At 55.4% G+C, this 22,572-nt stretch carries 14 protein-coding genes; 7 read left to right on the top strand and 7 right to left on the bottom strand.

The window, feature by feature from the left end; genetic code table 11:
* The first annotated feature begins 72 nt into the window (after positions 1-72).
* A complete protein-coding gene (locus B3Q33_RS11360; protein WP_035249419.1) occupies positions 73-843 on the top strand; it encodes a 3-hydroxyacyl-CoA dehydrogenase in 771 nt (256 codons plus the stop codon).
* A gap of 97 nt (positions 844-940) precedes the next feature.
* Here the strand turns inward: B3Q33_RS11360 and ppnN are convergent, their stop codons facing one another.
* The gene (ppnN, locus tag B3Q33_RS11355; RefSeq protein WP_272962689.1) at positions 941-2,308 is read right to left on the bottom strand and encodes a nucleotide 5'-monophosphate nucleosidase PpnN; all 1,368 of its coding nucleotides are present in this window, start codon (positions 2,306-2,308) and stop codon (positions 941-943) included.
* 409 nt (positions 2,309-2,717) lie between these two features.
* On the opposite strand from ppnN, the gene B3Q33_RS11350 reads away from it, so the two are divergent.
* Entirely contained in the window at positions 2,718-2,933 is a 216-nt protein-coding gene (locus B3Q33_RS11350) for a hypothetical protein (RefSeq protein ID WP_035249423.1), read from the top strand.
* Between the two features lie 223 nt (positions 2,934-3,156).
* On the opposite strand, the gene dinB is transcribed toward B3Q33_RS11350, so the two are convergent.
* Positions 3,157-4,260 (bottom strand): DNA polymerase IV, encoded by a 1,104-nt coding sequence (gene dinB / locus B3Q33_RS11345; RefSeq protein ID WP_272962688.1) that lies wholly within the window; start codon positions 4,258-4,260, stop codon positions 3,157-3,159.
* A gap of 76 nt (positions 4,261-4,336) precedes the next feature.
* Between dinB and B3Q33_RS11340 the strand changes: the two genes are divergently transcribed.
* On the top strand, positions 4,337-5,983 hold the full coding sequence (locus B3Q33_RS11340; RefSeq protein ID WP_349677893.1) for an FAD-dependent monooxygenase: 1,647 nt from the start codon (positions 4,337-4,339) through the stop codon (positions 5,981-5,983).
* Positions 5,984-6,177: 194 nt separating this feature from the next.
* On the opposite strand, the gene B3Q33_RS11335 is transcribed toward B3Q33_RS11340, so the two are convergent.
* Together B3Q33_RS11335 and B3Q33_RS11330 are read right to left on the bottom strand one after the other, a co-directional pair.
* A complete protein-coding gene (locus B3Q33_RS11335; RefSeq protein ID WP_272962687.1) occupies positions 6,178-6,984 on the bottom strand; it encodes a putative RNA methyltransferase in 807 nt (268 codons plus the stop codon).
* A gap of 217 nt (positions 6,985-7,201) precedes the next feature.
* Positions 7,202-8,251 (bottom strand): hypothetical protein, encoded by a 1,050-nt coding sequence (locus B3Q33_RS11330; RefSeq protein WP_272962686.1) that lies wholly within the window; start codon positions 8,249-8,251, stop codon positions 7,202-7,204.
* Positions 8,252-8,496: 245 nt separating this feature from the next.
* On the opposite strand from B3Q33_RS11330, the gene B3Q33_RS11325 reads away from it, so the two are divergent.
* From B3Q33_RS11325 to B3Q33_RS11315, 3 genes are all read left to right on the top strand, one after another.
* Positions 8,497-10,176 carry a ShlB/FhaC/HecB family hemolysin secretion/activation protein gene (locus B3Q33_RS11325; protein WP_272962685.1) on the top strand — a complete coding sequence of 560 codons (1,680 nt, stop codon included), beginning with the start codon at positions 8,497-8,499 and terminating at the stop codon, positions 10,174-10,176.
* 76 nt (positions 10,177-10,252) lie between these two features.
* Positions 10,253-17,143, top strand: a complete 6,891-nt coding sequence (locus B3Q33_RS11320) for a hemagglutinin repeat-containing protein (protein ID WP_272975062.1) — start codon at positions 10,253-10,255, stop codon at positions 17,141-17,143.
* On the top strand, positions 17,140-17,937 hold the full coding sequence (locus tag B3Q33_RS11315) for a hypothetical protein (RefSeq protein ID WP_272962683.1): 798 nt from the start codon (positions 17,140-17,142) through the stop codon (positions 17,935-17,937). Before B3Q33_RS11320 ends, B3Q33_RS11315 begins: the two co-directional genes overlap by 4 nt.
* Positions 17,938-17,998: 61 nt before the next feature.
* Here B3Q33_RS11315 and B3Q33_RS11310 read toward each other — a convergent pair whose 3' ends face one another.
* The 3 genes from B3Q33_RS11310 to B3Q33_RS11300 form a co-directional block, all read right to left on the bottom strand.
* Positions 17,999-18,118 (bottom strand): helix-turn-helix domain-containing protein, encoded by a 120-nt coding sequence (locus B3Q33_RS11310; RefSeq protein WP_272962682.1) that lies wholly within the window; start codon positions 18,116-18,118, stop codon positions 17,999-18,001.
* A 56-nt stretch (positions 18,119-18,174) separates the two neighbouring features.
* Positions 18,175-18,849, bottom strand: a complete 675-nt coding sequence (locus B3Q33_RS11305; RefSeq protein WP_272962681.1) for a transposase — start codon at positions 18,847-18,849, stop codon at positions 18,175-18,177.
* A 796-nt stretch (positions 18,850-19,645) separates the two neighbouring features.
* A complete protein-coding gene (locus B3Q33_RS11300) occupies positions 19,646-21,070 on the bottom strand; it encodes a hypothetical protein (RefSeq protein WP_272963092.1) in 1,425 nt (474 codons plus the stop codon).
* 429 nt (positions 21,071-21,499) lie between these two features.
* Here B3Q33_RS11300 and B3Q33_RS11295 point away from each other — a divergent pair, with 429 nt between their 5' ends.
* Complete coding sequence (locus B3Q33_RS11295; protein WP_272963091.1) at positions 21,500-22,498, top strand: LLM class flavin-dependent oxidoreductase; 999 nt, start codon at positions 21,500-21,502, stop codon at positions 22,496-22,498.
* The last annotated feature ends 74 nt before the right edge of the window (positions 22,499-22,572 follow it).

Here is a 22,572-nt window from a genome sequence, read left to right as displayed (position 1 = left end):
GGGCAGCATTTGTAATGGGTTGCTGCTGTTGGCGCAGCAACAGCCCATGCCCTTTCACCACAAGGAGAGCATATGAATATTACCGATAAAGTTGCCGTGATCACCGGCGCCGCGTCCGGTCTGGGCCAGGCCACTGCTGAAGCGATTATTGCCAAGGGCGGCAAGGTCATGATTCTGGACCGTGACGACAAGCGCGGCCCGGAAGTGGCGGCGGAGCTGGGTGCCAATGCAGCGTTTGTGCAGACCGATGTGACCGACGAGGAATCCGTCAAGGCGGCCATCGACGCCACCGTGGAAAAATTCGGTGCCATTCATGTGTGTGTGAACTGTGCCGGTGTAGGCTCTGCCATGAAGACCGTGGGTCGTGAGAACAAGCCCCATGATCTGGGCGTGTTCAACATGGTGGTAAAGATCAACCTGATCGGTACCTTCAATGTGGCCCGTCTGGCCGCTGCTGCCATGGCCGAGAACGAGCCGGGTGAAGATAACGAGCGTGGCTTGATCGTGAACACCGCTTCCGTGGCGGCCTTTGATGGTCAGGTTGGCCAGGTGGCTTACGCGGCTACCAAAGGTGGTGTGGTCGGCATGACCCTGCCCATCGCCCGCGACCTGGCGCCGCTGGGCATCCGCTGCAACACTATCGCCCCAGGCATCTTCAACACCCCGCTGATGAACGCTGCCCCGGACAAGGTGAAGCAGCCGCTGATCGAAATGACCCAGTTCCCCAAGCGTCTGGGTAACCCGGCGGAATACGCTCAGCTGGTCTGCCACATGATCGAGAACAGCTTCCTCAACGGCGAGACCATCCGTATTGATGGCGGTATCCGTATGCAGCCTCGGTAAGGCAGCTGCGAGCGACTAGCTGCTAGCTACGAGTGAAAAGAAAAAGCCCCGGATGTCCGGGGCTTTTTTCGTTCTACGAAGCTGCTACAGGGTGGGATCACCCCTCCAACGCATAACACGGCACGTAATGACTTCCCGGCAGCTTCATGCGGTGTTGCTCCACAAAGGCCTGGAGCAACTCATCAAGGTGCTGCATTAGCTCGCCCGGGGCGTGAAGGCGGTAGGGGCCGTGTTGTTCGATGGCGTGGATGCCCTGTTCCTTCACGTTGCCGGCGACGATACCGGAGAAGGCGCGGCGCAGGTTGGCGGCCAGCAGGTGGACCGGCTGGTTGGGGCTGAGATCCAGGCTGGCCATGGCCTCGTGGGTGGGCTCGAACGGTTGCTGGAACTCCAGGGGGATTTTCAGCCGCCAGTTGAAATAGAAGGCGTCGTCGTTATCCCGGCGGAACAGGGTGAGGCGATCAATGCCTGCGCACATGGCCAGGGCTACGGCTTCCGGATCATCAATGATGATCTGGTAGCGCTCGGCAGCTTTCTCTCCCAGGGTGTAGCGGATAAAGGCATCCACCTGGCGAAAATACTCCGCGCTGCTGGCTGGTCCGGTCAGCACCATGGGCAGCGGCATATCGGCGTTGTCCGGATGCAGTAGCACGCCGAGCAGATAAAGAATTTCCTCGGTGGTGCCTACCCCGCCAGGGAAGACAATAATGCCGTGACCCACCCGCAGAAACGCCTCCAGTCGTTTCTCGATATCCGGCATGATCACCAGTTCGTTGACGATAGGGTTGGGGGCCTCGGCGGCGATAATGCCTGGCTCGGAGATTCCCAGGTAGCGTCCGCCTTCAAAGCGTTGTTTGGCATGGGCCACGTGGGCGCCCTTCATGGGGCCTTTCATGGCGCCGGGACCGCAGCCGGTGCAGATGTCCTTGTGGCGCAGGCCAAGCTGGTAGCCCACGCTCTTGCTGTAGTCATATTCGACCCGGGAAATACTGTGGCCCCCCCAGCACACCACCATATTGGGCGAGGCCCCGGCTCGAAGCGCCCCGGCATTGCGAAGGATATGGAACACCGCATTGGTGATGCCCTGGCTGCTGCTCAGGTTGAAGCTGTCGTTATTCTGGATTTCGTTGGCCACATAGACCAGATCGCGCAGCACCGCTGACAGGTGCTCGCGAATCCCGCGAATCATGCGTCCGTCCACGAAGGCACCAGCAGGGGCATTGTCCACTTTGAGCCGCAGCCCGCGATCTTCCTGGATCACCTCAATATCAAAATCCTTGTAGGTCTCCAGCACCTGGCGGCTGTCATCGGTGGGCGTGCCGCAGTTCAGTACCGCCAGGGCGCAACGGCGCAGTAACTCATGCAGGCCGCTGCCGGAGGTGTCCCGCAGGCGTTCGACTTCGTGCTGGCTAAGCACTTCCAGGCTGCCTTCCGGGGCAACAATAGTGGATACCGTTTCGGTCATAGGGTCGGGTCCGTCGCAAAATAAACGTTATTCAGGGGCTGCCTGGCAACACCTGCGGCTATAGAAGCCGCTGTAGGAGCGCCGCTTGAGGCGCGAACCTTGCTCTAGCAAGGAAACCGCCCGACAGCAGGGCAAACCGTCAAAGCAGCTACAATCCCCAAGAGTACCTCAGATGACAATCCCTGTGAGTGAAGAGTTGCAAGCTCCTGATCCTTAGGGTGACGACAGACTCTTTTACAATTCACCGGGAACGCCAAGCCGGCGCAGGCGTCGGAATCTTTATCAAGTCTGGCACACTGACTGCATGGTTGACCTGTGTCATCTGGCTGTCTTCAAGGGGCGCCATACTTGGTCGATTGGGAACCGGCAGAAAGCCGGCCCGTTAATGAGGTTTTATCTGGAGCAAAGCATGTTGCTCAAATATCTGAATCAGCTGGAACAGGCGGTGAAGGCCGCGGCCGAACACCCGGATACGGATTCCATGAACCGCTGCGCGGATTGTGTGGCCACCCTGGATGCCTATCTGGATGCCCAGATGGAACCGGTACAGCGCCGGGGCCGGGAATTGATGGACGGGCTGATCCCTTCGGATTTGCAGAGTCGCGTTTGTCAGCGGGTACATTGAGAAAGCTGCAAGCTTCAAGCTTCAAGCTGCAACACGGAGGTCGGGTGGTGCCAACCTGGGGCCTCCTCCGGCCCCGCGCTGAGAGCAGGAAAAAATGGTCTGAGAAGTGGCCGGCCTTATCACCTAATGGCTTGTTACGTTTGAATCGCGGCTAGTGGGCTACTTCAATGGCAATGCATCGGGCTCGTGTTGCAGCTTGAAGCTTGTGGCTTGAAGCTGATTTTCACAGCCGGTTACGCTGATGCCGAAGCGCTTTTTCCCTTTCTTCCGGAAACAGGTCCGGCTGCTGCGGGGCTTTCAGGTCGCGCAGGCGAGCGCCAATACCAATCAGGCGGGCGGGGCCTTGGCGGCGTTCCCATAGTTGGCGCAGCAGCGCCTCGAAATGGGCCGGGTCCAGATCGTCACCCACTTTGTCGCAGCTCAGGCTGACAAAATCCTGATATTTCACCTTGGCGGTGAGCCCGCTGATCAGATAGTGCTGATCAAGCTTGGCGAAGCGGGCCTTGAGCTTTTCCAGCAGGCCGTCGAGCTCTCGCAGCCAGGCATTTAGATCCACCTGGTCCTTGTCGTAGGTGCGCTCCACGGACACGGATTTGCGACGCCGGCCAGTTTGCACCGGGCGATTATCTTCGCCACGACTCAGGTGATAGAGCCGCTCGCCGAAACTGCCGAAGTGCTGTGACAGTTCCAGCCGACTCATGCTCTGCAGGTCGCCGCAGGTATACAGATTCAGCCCGGCCATGCGCTCGCCGGTAACCCGGCCCACCCCGGAAATCTTTTTTACCGGCAAGGCAGCCACAAAGGCGTCTACCTGGGCGGGGGGAATCACAAAGAGCCCGTCCGGCTTGCGCCAGTCGCTGGCCACCTTGGCGAGAAACTTGTTGGGGGCCACGCCGGCGGACACGGTAATCCCCAGTTCCCGACGAATGTCCTGCCTTAACGCCTCGGCAATCCGGGTTGCGCTATTATCGAACTGGTCGCTGGCGCTCACGTCCAGAAACGCCTCGTCCAGCGACAAGGGCTCGATCAGGCTGGTGTAACGGCGGAAGATGTCATGGATCTGTGTAGAGACCTTGCGATACTTGTCGAAGTTGGGGGGTACAATCACCAGTTCCGGGCAGAGTCGCAGAGCCTGGGACGAGGCCATGGCAGAATGCACCCCGAAATGGCGGGCCGGGTAATTGCAGGTGGCGATAACACCGCGCCGGTGAGGGTCGCCCCCTACGGCCACGGGCCGATGACGCAAGGTCGGGTCATCACGCATTTCCACGGCGGCATAGAAGCAGTCGCAGTCCACGTGGATAATCTTGCGTGAGGCCTGTGCCATGAATGAACTCTGGGATGTGGCAGGATTGAAAATCGGGTGGCCTGTGTCGCATGGGCTGCCCTGAGGAGAGTGTAACATCGGCATTACCGGTAACCGCACACCGCAGGTCCTGATTGTTGGCGCTGGCCCCACCGGCCTGGCGCTGGGGATCGGCCTGCGTCGACACGGCATTGATTGCTGCATTATCGACCGGCTCGCCGAGCCGTCACCCTGGTCCCGGGCCTTGGGGCTGCATGCCCGTAGCCTGGAGATTTTTGCCGCTCTGGAAGTGCTGGCACCGATCCGCAAGTCCTCGCGCACCATGCGAGCGGTGTCCGTCTATGGCGACAAGGGCTTCCTGTTTGAGCTGGATCTGACCAGCCTGGATGCCCCGTACCCCTGGGTACTGAGCTGCCCCCAGTCCGATGTGGAAAAAGCCCTCACTGAGCGCTACCGGAGTCTTGGTGGCGAGCTGATTCGGGGCACAGAATTGCTCGATTTTACCCAGGATGGCGCAGGGGTCCGTGCCCGGATACGACAGGGGGCCGACGTGGAAACGGTCAGCTGTGATTTGCTTGTCGGGGCCGATGGTGCCAGTTCCACCGTGCGTCAGCAGCTGGGCATCGGCTTCAATGGCGTCGATTACGACGAACATTTCCTGCTGGCCGATGTGGACTGGCAGGGGCCCTGGCGCAGTGACAGCTCCCATGGCTTCCTGCAGGAAGACGGGCTGCTGATCGCTCTGCCGTTACCAACGGGGTGGCGATTGATCATGGCCCGGGATGAGGCCTGGGAAGGCGAACTGAGCCTGCAGCCCTTTACCGATCGGCTGACGCCTATTCTTGGCGAGACGCCGGACCTGGGTGAGCCTCGCTGGATCAGCCGCTTTTCCGTGCAACGGCGACTGGCCCATCACTACCGTCGCAACCGGGTGTTCCTGGCCGGCGATGCGGCCCATGTACAGAGCCCGCTGGGCGCCCAGGGCATGAACACCGGCCTGGCCGATGCCTTCAACCTTAGCTGGAAACTGGCGTTCTACCTTAAGGGTTATGGCAACGGAGCCTTGCTCGATAGTTACGAGCAGGAACGCAAACCGGTGGCAGATAAAATGCTGCACGGGGTGGACATGTTATCGCGGGCCTCGTTGGTGAAGCTGCCCATGCTGCGCCGAACCCGCGATTCCCTGCTGAAAATGGCCGGCGGACGACCCGGGCTGACCCGGCGCCTGCTGCGTACCGCCAGCCAGCTGGACGTGCATTACCGGCAGTCGCCGCTGGTGGGCTGTGGCCCGGAAGCGGAACTGGGCTGGCGGCATCGCGGCCCGTTGCCCGGCGACCGCCTGCCTGACGCAGCCTTGGGTTCCGTGCGTACCGGTCACCTCCATCAGCTCCACGACCTGCTGCGCAAACCGGTTCACCACCTGTTACTGCAATTGGGCGAGAGCCCGGGCCATAAAGAGCGGCTGGGGTTGTATGCACTCAGTGATCGTCTGGGCCAGGAATACCGTGAGCGCGTTCACCTGACCGTAGTCGTGGCCCGGGATACACCGGTGGATGAGATCCCAAGAGAAGGCACCATCCGTATCTGGCGGGACCACCAGGGCGAGTTTGCCGCCGCCTTTGGTGAAGGCCCAAGAATGTGGCTGATGCGCCCGGACGGGCACCTGGCCTATCGGGCGCCGGTGAGCAATGCCAACCATCTGCTGGAATATCTGGATACGGTGTTGGGGAGAAAGGGTCAGTAGCGCGTAGCGTCACCGTGAGTCTGGGCGAGCCGTGCCAGTTGAAAAGAAATTGATAATTGATAACGGCGCGGATGGGTGTTGCTGTTGTCTTTGAATGCAAGAGGCCGCACCCATGCGTTTAGGCGCGGCCTCTTGCGTTTCAGGACTTGATGCCCTTTCCCGCGAGTTATCAATTATCCATTCTCAATTATCAATTAAATCCGCCGCCACCGCTGAATCACAAAATGCGCATTCATGGCTTTGCCGGCGAGCTTGCCGATACCGGCTTTGGCTTCGGGTTTGGCGCGCCAGTGGTGTGGGGTCATGGCCAGCAGGTTCTGTAATTCCAGCTCGTTATCGGGAGTCCACTCCAGGTGGATATCCTGACTGTCGATCTGCGTAAAACGCGCATCCAGAAACTTGCCCGCATCGAAACCCGATTGGCGAACCTCTTCATAGAGGGCCTCACGCAGGGGTAGCAGATGCTGCTCACCGGTCCCAACCACAATCAGTTCGCCGCCGGGTTTCAATACCCGGGCAATATCATCGGTGAACAGCCGGGTGAACAGCACAAATATCCGTTGCTGACTGTCATTAAACAACGGTAGCCGGGCGCCACTGGCCACCAGCCAGGTCAGTGCCCTGTCCCGTTTCGCCGCTGCATCCACCGCAAACTTGGAAATATCCACGCCGACCCCGTTATCGCTTCCCAGCCGCTGGGCGAACTGGCAGGTATACCAGCCTTCGCCGCAACCGATATCCAGCCAGGGCTGATCATCGTCGCCCAGCCCGGCCAGCAAGGCATCGGCCAGGGGCTGATAACGGCCCAGTTCCAGAAATGCCGTACGCGCCTGCACCATGGCCTTGTCATCACCCGGCGCGCGCGAGCGGCGGTGCTGGGCCAACAGCAGATTGGTGTAACCACGCTTGGCACGGTCGAAGCGGTGGCCGTTGTCGCAGTGCCAGCTATTACCGGTGAGTTGCAGGGGATGGTCGCAGCAGGGGCATTTGAGGTTGGGCATAGGAAAAGGCTGAGTATTGGCGAAGAAGGGCAGTGAAGCATAAGCGGCGGTGTGCGGATAGTGTAGGTCGTCGCTGATTTTGTGACTTATGGCGAATGCATTTTTTCGCCAATCAAGGCGCTTTTCTGCAGGCATAGTGGGCCTAAGTCAAAGAAAAGCAACACAGAGTGGCGGAAAAAGGGGCCGTCATAAGTTGCAATATTAGTGGCGGCCTAGACTAGGGTTGGTATGTTGCCTGGCGTTCAGCATGCTGCAATTTGGCTTCTGCGGCCAGATTTCTCAATTCTCTGTAATAGGCCCGGTAACTGCTTTCCAGTACGGCTTTAACTGCCTGGTTGCTGCTTTTCAACTGTGCCATGGCTTGCTGATGCAGTTGCTGTATCTCGGCGTTGAGATTATCGACCATGGCCGGCAATTGCTGGCGAGTGCGATCAATGAAAGCGATCTGGTTGTCCATGCGAATGGTCTGGTTACGAAGCTGGCCAAGCTGCCGGCGAATCCGTACCTGATCATCATCCAGATTGTTCGGAATCAATTGTGATTCCAGTGAGCGTTGCTGTGCGGCAATACTGTCCAACTGGTTCTGTAAACTCTGCCGCTGGCGTTGATAGTCCTGCAGCTGGCTTTGCAGTAATTCAAGTTTTTGCCCCAGGGTTTGCCGCTGCTTTTGCAGGTATAGCAGGCTGCTTACCGCTTCCTGCAGGCGGCTGGATTCGCTCAGCAGATCCTCATCCGGGTTGTGAAGGCAGCGCAGCAAGAAGGCCTGGCGGACCTGCTCATCCAGCTTCGAGGGAAAAATAACGGCAAGCGGGTCAATAAACTGGCTGCTTTTCAGTTGCTGTAATTGCGCCAGGGCAAAGTCCGCCTGCTCCCCCGCTTTATTGTAAAGAGCCAGTGCCAGGCCAGTTTGATCGACAGGCTGGTCATTGGCGGCGCTGATCAATCCTGAAAGAGTCTGGGTGCGGTAGGGATAATGATGGGCTGTGCGTAAAAACCAGTCCTTGGCCTGCTCGGGTTGCTGTTCCAGGCGGTAGCTTTCCGCGATCAGCAGGCTGGCCTGTACGGCAGAAGGGCTGTCGGTTTCCACCTGCGTAAGTAATTGCCGACTTTGGGAGTAATCTTTTGCCGCCAGTTTTTGTGCGCCTTGGCGAAGTAGTAGATGGTTACTCAGCACAAAACGGGCAGCGGGCTCCAGCTTATTGGCATCACGCAACGCGGTATTGTAGTTCGGCGTTTTGCTTGGCGTTTCTTCTGTCAGCGGAGCCATGGCCCTTTCCAGGCTTGCCTGTACTGGCTTTGTCAATAAAAGGAACAAAAGTACCAGAAAAACAACAGCTTCCTGCTGTATAAGGGATGTGATCCGGTTCACGTTAGTGTTTTCTCCAGGCGCCATTAACAGACATAAAAGTGTAGAATCCCGCTTTCTTTTTAACCAGCGCAGCACATTACACAAATAAACGGTGGCGATGAAGCCGCACTGTTTCGCTGGATGGATGATCGGCAAGGAAAGCCATGTTAGGGGAACGTTTCGTTTTACGCTGTGGCGCTATGGTGCTGGGCTTGGTGGCGAGTGCTGCCTGGGCGGCACCGGATGCACAGCAGCGCATGTTCGATCGCCTGCAGGAGCAGGAACGCGAGCGTCAGCAGCAACAACTGGAAGAGATGCAGTTGCCCGGTGACCAGCCCGGGTTGCGCTTGCCCGTGCCTGACACCTCCACACCTTCGGTCCGTTGTTTCCAGGTCGACACTATTGCTCTGAAAACCCTCAATGATGCGCCTGTTCCTTTTGGCCGCTGGTTCCAAAAACCGGTGCGCGAGGCGGAAGGTACCTGCCTGGATATGACAGGCATCAAGGCCTTGCAGGCACAGCTCTCCAATCGATTGATCGACAAAGGCTATGTGACCAGCCGGGTGCTGATTCCCGAGCAGGATGTGTCCTCCGGAAAGCTTCTTCTGCTGGTGGTTGCCGGGCAGGTGGAAGGCTTCGAGGCTGTTGGCATGCCGCTGCGCGTGCTGGAATGGGCCGTGCCGGCGCAGCCCGGTGATCTGGTCAACCTGCGCGATCTGGAGCATGCGGTGGAAACCCTGGCCCGGCTGCCGCACCTGGATGCCAAGATGGATCTGGCGCCGGGAGAAGAGCAGGGCGGCACCGTTGTGCTAGGTCAGGCCGACTGGCCGCGCCGTTATCGTGGCACTCTGGTGGTGGATCAGGAGCATTACGGAGATATCAACCACGGTACGGCCCAGGCGGGGCTGGACTGGGGTAGCCCTTTCGGGCTCACAGACCGGCTGTCCCTGTCGCTCAACAGCGATCTGGATACCGAGTTCACCGACCGTGCCTGGGGGGTGGGGCTGAGCTATGACATCAGCCTGGGGTACTGGAATCTGGCCCTGAGCTACAACCGCCAGGAATATGAAAACGAAATTCAGGGCATCTTCCAGACATTCGACTCTACTGGCGCCACGGATACCTCCCGGCTGGAGCTGACGCGCACCCTCTACCGTAGCAATCGCTCCCGGCTATCCTTGTCCCTTCTGGGCACCTACACGGATGCAGAAAATTTACTGGAAGACGCGGTTATCCGGGTCAGTTCCTACCACTTGCACACCCTGGGCGGGCGCCTCAATGCCAAGCACCTGTGGGGGCGTACTCAGCTGGCCGGCACGCTCACCATCGAGGAAGGCCATGGCGCCGGCCCGGCCACCAACCTCCCTGGCGGACAGTCAATTGCAGACATCACGCACACGCGCTATCAGACATTTCTTACAGCCAGCCGTTTCATAAAACCGTTATATGGCACTCTCGCGCTGCGTATTAATGCCCAGTACGCCGATGAGACCCTGTTTCCGTCCGAGAGATTCTCTCTGGCATCCCGGTCTGTGGTGCGGGGGTATCAGGATATTTCCGTCAGCGGTAACACCGCGGCGGCAGGCAGCTTGCAGTTTGATTTCTTTCCACCGATCCCCAGCCCGGTATCGGTGACGCCCTTTGCGGCCTATGACATGGGGGTGATCCCCGGTAACAGCAATGAGCCCCAATTTACCCGGCTGGATTCCGCCACAGCGGGTGTTCGGCTGGGTTACCGCTCATTGCGCTTCACCACCGAAGTGTCCTGGCCCATGGAACAACATTCAACGGAACTGACTGACAGCGAGTACACCGTCCATGCCTCACTTTATGCCGAATTCTGAACCGTCATCTGGCCCGGTGTCGCGGGTGAAAAGTGGCCTGGTTTACGGCCTGTCGCTGCTGCTGATCTGGCAACCCATGCTGTTGTCCGCCCAGCCCATCACGCCAACACATGGCACCAATGGTCGGCCCACCCTGGATCAGGCGGCCAATGGCGTGCCGGTGGTCAATATCAAAAACCCCAACGGCAAGGGCGTCTCGCAGAATTTCTACAACGACCTCAACGTCAGCGATAAAGGCCTGGTCCTCAACAACAGCCAGAAGCTCACCCAGACCCAGCTGGGCGGTTACATCGAAGGTAACCCCAACCTGAAAAACGGCTCCGCCAGCCTGATCCTCAACGAAGTGATCGGTCAGAACCCCTCCAACCTGGCCGGTTATATCGAAGTAGGCGGTGCCCGCGCCGATGTGGTGGTGGCCAACCCTAACGGCATCAGCTGTAACGGTTGTGGCTTTATCAATACTAACCACGCCACCCTGACCACCGGGCAATCCATCATGGAAGACGGGGAATTGCGCGGCTTTGATGTGCAGGGCGGTGCCGTGTCCATTCTTGGTAATGGTCTGAATGCCTCCAACACCGAACGCTTCGACATTATCGCCCGCTCCGTGACCTTGGCGGGTGAACTGCATGCGGACCGTCTGAACATCGTCACCGGCCAGCAACAGGTAGACCGGGAGACTCTGGCCACCAGCAATGCCACCACCGATGGCGACAAACCCGAGTTCGCCATCGACTCCTCGGCCCTGGGCGGCATGTACGCAGGCCGCATCCGACTGATTGCTAACGAAGACGGTGTTGGGGTGAAGCTGGATGCGCCGGTGGCGGCGCAGAATGGGGATTTGCAGTTGTCGGCCAATGGCAAGATCCAGCATTCCGACCTGGCTGCGACCGGCAATATCGCCATTGATGCCAACCAGAATGATGTCATGTCCACAGGCACCGTGTTGGCAAAGGTAGACTTGAGTTTACACGCCGCCGATTACACCAATAGCGGGGATGTGGTTGCCGATGGCATGGCGGATATTCAAGCCACCACCGTTACCAATACAGGTACTCTGGGGGGGCGGGAAGCCCTGACCGTTGAGGCAGACTCGATTCTCAATGATCAAGGTGGTGCGCTGCTCTCTGAAAACGACATCAATCTGTCTGCCGATCGGGTCACCAACCGATTGGCGGATATCTATACATCCGGAAATATCACTATCAACGGCAGCGATGGTGAGAGTACGGAAAAGCTGGAAAACCGTTCCGGGCGAATTGAGGCGGAAGGCGATATCAGTATTCGTGCTTCACAGATTGATAATGTGCGAGATGTTCTTGAGTGGGAAGAAAAACTGACAGAGGGGAGTATCAAGCACACATGTCATGAGTGTTCAGGTGATCACTTCACCATGAGTTATAAGTTTAAGGAGCACTTTTTCCGTGAGCTGGATGATGCTACATCAGATAGAAGTATTCTTGCCTCCGGTGGAAATACTTTCCTGCAAGGCTCAGTGCTGACAAACGAAACTAGCGATATTCTAGCGATCGGCAGCATGAACCTGGAATTCGATCAGATCAATAACCTTGGGTTACATTCCGGAGAATATTTACTGATTACCCGATATGGGGGTTACATGACTGATGGAACGCACATCAGAAATGTAATCCATGGTGTACAGCCATATAACAAACGCAACTATAGCGGTGGTGCAGCTTATTGGGGTGGCGGAGCCGATAAAGATCTTGAGTACATGGCTCTCTATCCTAACCAGCATAACCCTTATTATGATCCTGATAACTTGATTGATCGTGAAGATACGATACTGCACAGAAATAATCGCTTTATCAGCCAACATAAAGATACTCTGGATTCAACTGAAATCCTTGGTGCAAATATCGTTTCCGGTGGGGATTTGTCCCTGGGTAGTGCAGAAGTCATTAATGGAGATTTTGGTCATCAAGAGGCGGGGAACCTGTCAGAACAAGACTTGATCGCCGTAGGTGATGGAGCCCTGGGTGGCAATGTGGAGGACTTTATTGTCAACGTTAATGGCGGCTTGTTCTCCATTGCCGACCCGAACCATCCCTACCTGATTGAAACCAACCCTTTCTTCTCCACCCGCGATGGTTTCCTGGGCTCCGAGTATCTGCTCAACCGGCTGGGCTGGGATCCAAATGGCGCCATGCGTTTGCTGGGCGACGGGTTTTACGAACAGCAACTGATTCGTCAGCAGGTGGTGGACCTGACCGGTCGCGCCCTGCTGGACCAGGAATATGTGGATGCCAACGCCCAATATCGTGCCTTGCTGGATAATGGCCTTTTCGCCGCCGAAGAACTGGAACTGACCGTTGGGGTGGCTCTCAGCCCGGATCAGGTCAATGCCTTGACCGAGGACATGGTCTGGATGGTGGAACAGGAAGTGGCTGGTGAAACCGTACTGGTGCCGCAGCTCTACCTGTCACCACAAAGCGTAGTAATCGACGACAACGGTGCCCTGATCGCCTCCGGTGGGGACATGGTGATCGATGGCGGCAGCATCGTTAACAGCGGGACCATCCACATCGGGGGTGATACCCATTTCACTCTCAATGAAGAGGGTCTGCAAAATCTGGGCGGAGATATTATCGGTGAAGGTTTGGTGGATATCGACTCCGAAGGCGATGTCCGCAATGTCAGCGGTACCATTCGCGGGCGGGAAGTCGCACTTGAAAGCGCTCAAAATATCATCAATCAGCGTTTATCTTACCAAAATGAAGTGATCGGCAGAGGCTGGCGTGAATGGGACACTGAGATGGGCGCAGCAGCGACCATTGAGGGTCTGGAATCTGTATCGCTTGATGCCGGCGGAGATATTCGTATCTCAGGTAGTCGCATCCAGGGGGGCAATGTCGCCCTCAATGCCGAAGGCGATATCGTCGTCGATACCGTGGCAGATCAATCCGGAAGAAAAGGCAACTACCACGGCGGCAAGCTCAGTGAGTCCCGTGTCCGCCATATCGGTAGTGAAATCACCGCTACCATGAATCTGCTGGCCAGTGCCGCCAACGATTTCAACATCATCGGCTCGGACCTGGCCAGCGATGGCGGAGTGCAACTCAGCGCGGGGAACGACCTGCTGGTCGCTTCTGCGGCCAACAGCGACAGCTACGATTTCAGGGTGCGCCACAATGGCGAAACCAGCCATAACATCCAGCGCAGTGTGCGCCAGCAGGGTTCTTCCGTTACCGCTGGCGGCGATGTGGTGATGGAGTCCGGGAATGATCTGACCGTGATTGCCAGCCGGCTGGAGGCTGGGGAAGATCTGTCGCTGATGGGTAAGGGGGATATTAGTATTCTAGCCGCCGAAGACACGAATTACCGCTATAGCTATGAAGAGGACGACGGTAGCTTTGGACGCAGCAAGACAACAACGGTCGAGAATGAAACGAAAAATGCGATTGGTAGCGTCTTAAACGCCGGCGCTACCCTTTCTTTGAAGACAGAAACGGGTGATGTGGAAGTAATGGCGTCTACTGGCCGTGGTGAAAAGGGAGTTGAGGTTCAGGCCGGTCGAGATATCCATATTGAGTCCGGAGTAAACAGCACTTACACACGCACGCAAATTACCGATAAGAACGCCGCCAGAATCAAAACCCGCGACACAGGCAGCATGAGTCAGACATTGGCCCAAGCCGGTCTATCCTCAGGGGCGGACCTGTCCCTGGATGCGCAAGGCGATGTCGTGCTTGGGGCTGCCCAACTTGAAGCACTGGGTGATCTGCGCATCGGGGATGCCGCCTTGGCAACAGCTGAGAACGGCGCCCTGCGGTTGGACGACGACGGTAATCCCATCATTGAGCGAGGCAGCATCGATAATCTTTACATCGGTACCGTTGCCCTCGAAAACGAAAACTGGGATGTAAGAACCCGATCCCTGCGCGGCCCCGTCAAAGAACTGGCGAAAGCCAGCTCTGCGTTGATGGGCGTCGGTGCGCTATATATGCCTGGACTGGCGCTTGCCGGTAAAGAGTCGGAAATAAAGATCTCGGAGAGTACAGAGACTCGGGCTCATGAACGCCGAGAAGTAGGCTCGAGGCTGCAAGCGGAAAATATCCAGTTATCCGCAGAAAATGACATGACTTTGACCGGTTCCAGCCTGGCTGCGGACGAAGAAAGCGGCAAAGTCGTCATGCTGGCTGACAATATTCTGCTGGATACGGCAGTAACGGAAACCACCACGACAGAGCGGAATGAAACGGAAACCGCGTCCAGCATTGATCCTTCGCTGAAAAAAGATGAGGTCAGCCTGGGCGGCTTGCGACTGACCGAGCTGGAACAGAGCACAGTCACCAACAGCTTGACCCATAGTGGTAGCAGTATTACGGGAAACCAGATCGTTCTTGAGGCAGACAATGCACTCAGCCTGATCAATGCGGATATCAACGCAACGGGTGAAGATGGTGTTTTATCGCTGGCAGGTGAAAGCGTCGAGATCACCGGGGTGCAAGATGAGAAAACAGTCACAGATACGCTAAAAGAGAAAACCACAGAAACCACGGTGGGTATCCGCAATGCCTATGTGGATGCTGCGTATGCCGTTGAAGGTCTCAAGAAGGCAGTAGATGCTGTTGATGATGCGCGTGATGACCTGAAAGATGCCGAAAGGCGTGTCGAGCGGGGCGAGCTGGCGAAAGAGGCACTGGAGGACTATCGCATTATGCTGGCTGCGGCCTCCGCCAACCTGGTCCAGACGGAACTGGCATCGACCCAGGCTTTGGCGGCCACCGCCGCCGGGGCAGCAGCAGGGGGCACCGGCTTTTACGTCAGTGGCAGTGCCCAGCATAGCGAAACCACCTCCACCAGCACGACAACAGAAAAAACCTGGCAAGGCAGCAGCCTCAATGCTACCGCCATGAGCATCAATGCGGACAAGGCAGCCAGTATCATCGGTAGTGAGGTTAATGCCGGTGTTCTGGACCTGAATGCGACGGATATCCTTATCGGAGCAGGCACCAACGAACAAAGCAGCCGCTTTGAGCAAGAGAGTAAAAACGGCGGCTTCAGCGTCAGCACCAGCGGCGCGGGCAGTTGGAATGCCAATGCCGGCTTTAATGAAGCCGAGTCAGAGAGCCAGGCGACCCAGTACGTTAACAGCCAGCTCAATGTGGGCCATCTGAAGAGCACCAGTGACAGCCTCACCGTCAAAGGGGGCGTCGTTACCGCCAATACGGCGACTATCGACACCGGCACCCTGCACATTGAAAGCCTGCAAGACACGCACAGCAGCAGTAACAGCAGTGTGGGTGCCAATGTGGGCATCGGTGGCGGCACCAGTAGCACCGACAAACCGCAAAGCGGCAGCGCGGGCTTCAATACCGGTAAAGGCAGCAGTGAAGGCGCCCGGACCAATCAGCAAAGCGCGATTCTGGTGGCCGACGGCGAAAACAGCCAGGTCACGGCCAAGGACAGCACGCTGATTGGCGGCATGATTGCCAATGCCAGCTACGAAGAAAACCCCGAAACCGGCGAATTCGCCCTGGTTGACCACGGCAACCTGAACTTCAGCACCGACACCCTCACCGTCGAAGACCTGCGCGATTATAGCAAGAGTGATCAGCAGGGTGGCGGGCTGCAATGGAGCAAGGCCACGACAACGATCAGCGCCCAGGATTCGGGGCATCGGATGGAAGGAGAGACTCGTGCCACTATTGGTGGGGGCAATGTCACTGTGGGTGACCAGAATCTGGATGATCATGCAGACTTCGCCAGCCTCAATCGTGACGTCATTGAGTCTCAGGTGGTCACTCTTGATCAGCAGACTGGTGGATTGAATGCCAGTGTGACGGTGGATAATCGCATGTTCAGTGTGAAAGGGTGGGGCGAAATCGCCGGGCAGCACAAGAACCTGGGTAGAAACTGGCAGTTGACAGCGGCAGGGCTAGAAAAGGACGCCCAACGTATCAGCACGGACTTGGTACCTGGCAAGGTCGCCGAAATACTGAAAGAAGCTGACAAATATTCTTTGGGTCTGTTGCCCTTTGATGGCGCCGATAATGGCGGCTTGTTGTCGCAATTGCCGGTTATGGTGGGGTCCCGCGATATCGCTGGCGGTACCCGCCAGCTGCGCCCTGCCGACGATCCTCATGTCCTTGCGAATCCAGACCTCTATATCTCTGCTGATCAGTTACCTGGGTATGCGGATTTGGCACCAGAGGGACAGCGGGCGCTTCAAGGCTTGTTGGTAACGAAGGAGTTCATTGGCATCACCCTGGACAATGCGACCTTCCATAATGCTACCAACGGTATGATGAATACGCCTGCCGAGTCGATGGTTAACGCCATTGAACAATCAGGCAACACGACCGTGCTAACTCAGAATTATAATCCTCGCCACGGCTTCCTATCCGACCTGTTTGAAATCGGCGCGGATAAGTTAGGTTACCCATTAACTCAAGGATTGGGCTGGATCGGGCTGGATGTAAATCTGATGACAGGCGCTGCAGCGCAAACGGGTGAATTTATGTATGACGTTATGGGGGCGAGAGGGGTGTTGGGGAAAGAAGCGAACTTTGCCAACCATTCCCAGGCCAATATTTTAACCTTGTCGGGCTTGAACATGCTGGATGCGGCGGAATATAAGGCTTTCTGGGACAAGGAATATGATGTCTCCCCCTTTCAGTTTGTCTCCTACGGTTCGCCGGTGCCGAATCAGACCATGTTTGAAGCGCTTCGGGATAAGAATCTGAGCTATGTCGGCTCATCGTCCAATGCTGGGGATTATGTGGCCGAAGGGTTGGGTGGCAATGCCGGCATCTGGCTATATGAGCGTGATGGAGCCAACTTCTCGAACCATGCACCAAGTGGGCCGTCCTGGTTGTACAAGCTGCCAGATGCCTCTTTGTTATTGACCGGAGAAAAATACCCGAATAGCAATAATTCCAATACGTTATCTCCGCATTCTGGCTATCAGTGCATTGTCAATTGCGGAGGAGTAACACCATGAGAATTTGGAAAATAATTTTAGCGTTTGGTTTGCTTGCCCTTATTGTTAGTTGTGCTTCTGGGCGTTGGGAGACTACGACACCGGAGAAACGCTACCAGGCAATGGTGAATTCCGATCCGAACAGAGCAGCAAAAAACCGAAGGGCAGGGGAGTGGACAAACACTTTCTCTGTGTTAGCGCCAGAAGGAGAGTGGCTTTTCATGTCGTCAACCCCCTTTGGTCATATTTATTTCAATGGCGGCCCAGAAGGAGTCGCTGGTCGCTATGTGGGGTATGAATCCAGATTTTTAATACGGCCCATGAATTCTGAAGATGACGCGCTGGAGCTAGAAGCATTTAAGGCGGGTGATTATGATACCTATATTGAGAAGGCAATAAAACGAACGATTGGGAAACACGAAAAAAAGCAGGAAAGCTACTCTGACGGAAGAGGAGGTAAACATCCCTGGGTTCCAGGTGAATTCAGCATAAGCATGATTCGCGTCCAGGAGATGAACTGCCGCCTCTATCAAAGCAGCAATCATCAATATGTCTGGTCCCAGGAACTTGGGACTGAAGGGCCTGGAGCTGAAGAGTATAGTGTTGGAATATCCTGCCCAGGTTTTTTCAAGGGCGACTTTGTTAGCTTTAGTTGTGGCAATACCATTAGAATCAGCAATATGCATAAGATGCATGGTGTTGATATCGATCACGAAGCGATTGTTCAAGACTTGAAAAAACGCATTCAGCGCTCACTTGATAGCGTGCAATTTGATGGTGACTTCACACTGGTAGTGCCGGAAAAATATAGATGATTGACTCTTCGATAGGTGTCCTTCATTGGCTGGCCTTTTTGAAGTTTCTGAACCATGGGGGTCAGGTCTCCCATTTCCCACGAAAGGCTTTAACCGCCCGATTTACGGTTGATCGCCCGCAGCCGAAGTGCTCGCCAATTTGGGATAGCGAGTAATGCCCATCAAGCCATGCGCGAGCCATGGCTTGGTTCCGATTTTTGTAAGTTTCTTGGTAGTGAGACAGGGGGTTAATCGGCTTCAGTCGCTGTGGCCTTGGGGTTTCGTTAGTTTCCTGTTGGGCTCAAGGTGGCGCTGTGCCGCTTCAATAAACTGGTCTGAGCCAAGATAAATTTGGTTGCGCAGTTTCTCCCAGGGAGATGGCTGGTTGCTGCCTTCGGCAACAAACTGCTTGTAGCCTGTGCGAGAGCTCTCCAGAGTGTCGCTGAAAGCTTGCAATATCCATTCGGTTGTCAGGCAGGGTGGGGTTTCAGCTAGCCCTGCAGTAGGCCGATAGCTTCTCCAGGGCCACTCAGCAGCAGAGTGAAGCATGCGTGCGCGTACGGGATTCAAGACAATATAACGCGCCAGTTCGAGCAGGTAACTTTCCTTCTCTACCAAAATTGCCTTGAATCGACCTTGTAGCAGATGACCTGCACGCCTATGGCGCGTGTTGAAATATTGAGCATAGACACCGTTTAAATGCCGCATTCCTTTTGACAAAGTGGCATCGCCGGTTTCGATAAGAAGATGGTAGTGGTTGCTCATCAGGCAATAGGCATGACATTGCCAGTGATAGGTTTTGGTGCAGTAGGAAAGGATGTTGAGAAAATAACGTCGATCCTTGTCATCGACATAAATATCCTGCCTCGCATTGCCGCGGGCGGTTACATGATATAAAGCGCCAGAGAATTCGAGACGTACCGGCCGAACCATTCCTATCTCCCAAGGTTTTTAGGTGATAGTGCGGTCTAGCCAGGATAAGGAATATCAGCCAATGTTCATTATTGCCTGGAGATATCTCGGATAGCCTTTGTGGGAAATGGGAGACCTGACCCCCTTTGGTTCCGGACCCCCTTTGGTTCCTTTGGTTCTCCGTGAGCGGCTTCATGACCTGGGTTGGTTTATGAAATGCCTGAATGAGTATCTTGCCAGGCGAGCCAACGAGGAGGATTGCTGCAAAGGTCGCTTTTGGAAAAGTCGCCACAAGTGTCAGGCGCTTCTGGATGAAAAGGCTCTGCTGCAATGCATGGCCTATGTGGATCTTAATCCTGTACGAGCTAATTGGCGAGAACACCAGAGCAGTCCGATTACATCTCAGTCTAGCAACGTGCCAGAAAGCTGGCAGGGAGTCAGTGCGCTAAGCAACCAGTTCTTCTTCCGATGATAGGCGCGGAGACAGTCTATGCAGACGATGATCACACGCTTTGTCGGTTCCCGGCAGATGGACTATCTGGAGATTTTTGACTGTACGGGTAGGGCGGTGAGAGACGATAAGCGAGGGTCAATACCCGAACAAGCGTTGAAAATACTGGATCGCTTGGGGATAGATGAAAAAGTTTGGCTTTCGCATATGAGACCCAGAAAACGGCGTCATCCTGTTGCGGTAGGTGCCTGGGTCCAGCTCCGTGACTATGCACAAGAAACTGGCAGAAAATGGGTGGCAGGACAAAGCCAAGTGAGATGGTAAGGTTTAAAAATTAGCCCCATCAGGATTGATGGGGCTTAATATTTAATGATATTTTCGCACTAAGCCTACAGACAAGAGCATCAACAATATGAAGTGGGGTAGGCTGCCTCCGCTACTACCTCCGCTACTACTTCCACTGTCTTCTTTATTCGTTGATTGACGGTCTTCTTTTGTTTCGAAACTTCTGGCGTAAATATCCGGAGCATCTTCATCGTTTTCAATCCAGCTTTCCCATGCGGCCACCAGTATGCCATTTCTGTCCATATGTAGGGATACATGGTTTTCCTCCGTGTTTGTGAAGCTGGTTGCTTTCGTAGGGCTGCCCATTTCGCCATTGGCAGTTAGCTCTTGAATATAAAGAGATTTTTCAAGTCCGCCGTTATTGCTTCTGCTCCAGGCAATGAAGGCGTTGCCTTTGTTTCCTTGAGTTATGCCGGAAACAATATCACTACTTGATGTGCTGTTGGTGAAGAGTTTTCCGAGTGTGCCGTTCTTTCCAATAATTCGACCTTGGGGTGATTCACTTCCTTCTTTTCCAGTGTCCCAGAAAGCAAGGAATGAGGTGTCGTCAAAATCCGCAACAAATATATTGCTGGGATAGTCTTCGAATTCACCAAGAGATAATGGATTCCCTATTGGGGAATTGTTTTGGGAGAAAAGTGCACCACTGATGGAGTATTCTGGCTTGGGGCGTGGGTCTTCTTGCGAGGCTATGGAGTTATCCCCGCTGGCCCAGGCAATCAATACGTTGTTGTCATTGTCGAGTGAGACGGAAGGTTTTCTTCCTATATTGCTGGAACTATCTAGCCGAAGGTTTGTTACGGTGTTACCAATTAGTGAACCATTTTTATTATAGCGTTTGAATTTTATAGCATTGTTCTGTTTTTCTTTTGTCTTTCTGTTCGGGAATGTTTGCCAGGCGATAACAAGGCTGTTGGCATTGCTTGATAATGCTGGAAGAGCCTCTTTGTCGGTTGTGTCAGAAACGCTTAGTGCTGGAGCGGACGGTGAGCCATCCGGGTTAAAAAATTGAATAGTTAGATCATAGTCGTTATCTGTCTCATCATCAGGGGTTGAGGTTTCTGACCAAGCGAGAGCAAAACTACCATCTTTCCACATGGTTACAGCGAAATGTGGATAGTCATTGGCTCTGGGTATTCTGGCGATATTGCTCGTTGATGGTACCAGGGTCATTTCTGGCCCAACGGCTTCTCGATACTGGTTGTAAAACTGGCCAAGAATGGCGGGGCCGTCACTTTTTGTACGATCTTCTGATGTCCAAACGATAAGACGATTATTGTTTTGATCAGAAACAATGTGAGGCGTTGCTTCGTATCCCGAAGAAGTGGTGTTAACCAAATTTTCAGGACCAAGGGGTTCCAGTGCAGAAAAAGAAGTAGATGGAACTATGCTAAGGGCAGCAGCTAATAACGCTAATGCTTTAAAAAAAAGTTGGTTTTGGGGCATGATTGGTCTCTGCATAAAAGGTGAGAATTATATTTTCGAAATTTCACGGCAGGAGATTATAGTTTCGATGCTGAGTTTTTTATGTAGGAGAAGGCTTACATGCAATATATAAAGTAATTTTTGTGAACTAAATTCCATGAAATTGTGCTTGGCCGTATCTACTATCCGATGACTATAAAGAGGGATTGGATAGAAGTGTACGGTTTCGATAGCCGTTAAGAGAGTTTGTTTGAGATAGAGAATCATTGTCGAAAATGATGAGTGCGGCTTTGGTGGCCTTAAGCCGCTAGAGGGTAAGCAGACTGGACAATACAGGGTGGGGGCTTGGTCTACAAAGCAAGGGCATCTTGAGCCTGGTTAGAGTGCGACGGGAGACGTGTTAACGTGAATGCCGGCTCAAATTTATTGGCTGTCATCAAGGAGCATTCTGTGACGACATCCCTGCCGTTTTCCCTGCTGGAACTGGCCTCGGTCCGTGAAGGCGACACCATCGGCCAGACCCTGGCCAACAGCGTGGCCTATGCCCGCCATGCGGAGTCCCTCGGCTTCAGCCGGTTCTGGCTGGCCGAGCATCACAACATGGAGGGCATCAGCAGTGCCGCCACGTCGGTGCTGATTGGTCACATCGCCAATGCCACGGAGACCATCCGGGTCGGCTCAGGTGGGGTGATGTTGCCGAACCATCCGCCACTGGTGATCGCCGAGCAGTTCGGCACTCTGGAGATCCTGCATCCCGGTCGCATTGATCTGGGGCTGGGCCGGGCCCCGGGCACCGACCCGATGACCAGCCGCGCCCTGCGCCGCGAAGGCCTGGGCGCAGAGCAGTTCCCCCATGACGTAGCCGAGCTACAGCGGTTGCTGGGTCCACTGGATCGTTCCCGCCCGGTCAACGCCATACCCGGCGCCGACACAAACGTGCCGATCTGGTTGCTGGGCTCCAGCCTGTACAGTGCGCAGCTGGCGGCCCAGCGAGGGTTGCCCTATGCCTTTGCCGGGCATTTTGCACCGCGTTTGTATCGCGAGGCGCTGCGCCTCTACCGGGAGCAGTTTCAGCCGTCGGCTCAGTTGGACAAGCCCTACGCCATGCTGGCGGTACCGGCGGTGGCAGCGGATACCGATGAGGAAGCCCGCTTTCTCACCACCACCAGCTATCGGCGCGTTTTGTCCCTGTTCCGGGGCCAGCCGCTGTGGATGCGTCCGCCGGTGGAAAGTATGGACGGGTACTGGAATCCGGAAGAAGAGGCCGGCGTCAGAGGGTTTCTGGCCCTGCAATTGCTGGGGACTGCCAACACTATCCAGGGGCAACTGGATCAGTTGCTCGATAGCGTGGAAGTTGATGAATTGATGGTGACTGTCGATCTGTACGATCCGGAAAAGCGTCGCCACGCCCTGGATATTCTGGCGTCGCTGCCGCAGTTTCGTCGTTAGCGACTAGCACCAGACCCCGTTGGAGCCTTGTTCAGAAGGCGAAGGGCCATTCGCTTTGCGAGCAAAGCTCCAAC

It is taken from the genome of Alcanivorax sp. UBA3183 (assembly GCF_002364155.1).
Lineage (GTDB): Bacteria > Pseudomonadota > Gammaproteobacteria > Pseudomonadales > Alcanivoracaceae > Alcanivorax > Alcanivorax jadensis.
This window is presented reverse-complemented; position numbering and strand designations above follow the sequence as displayed.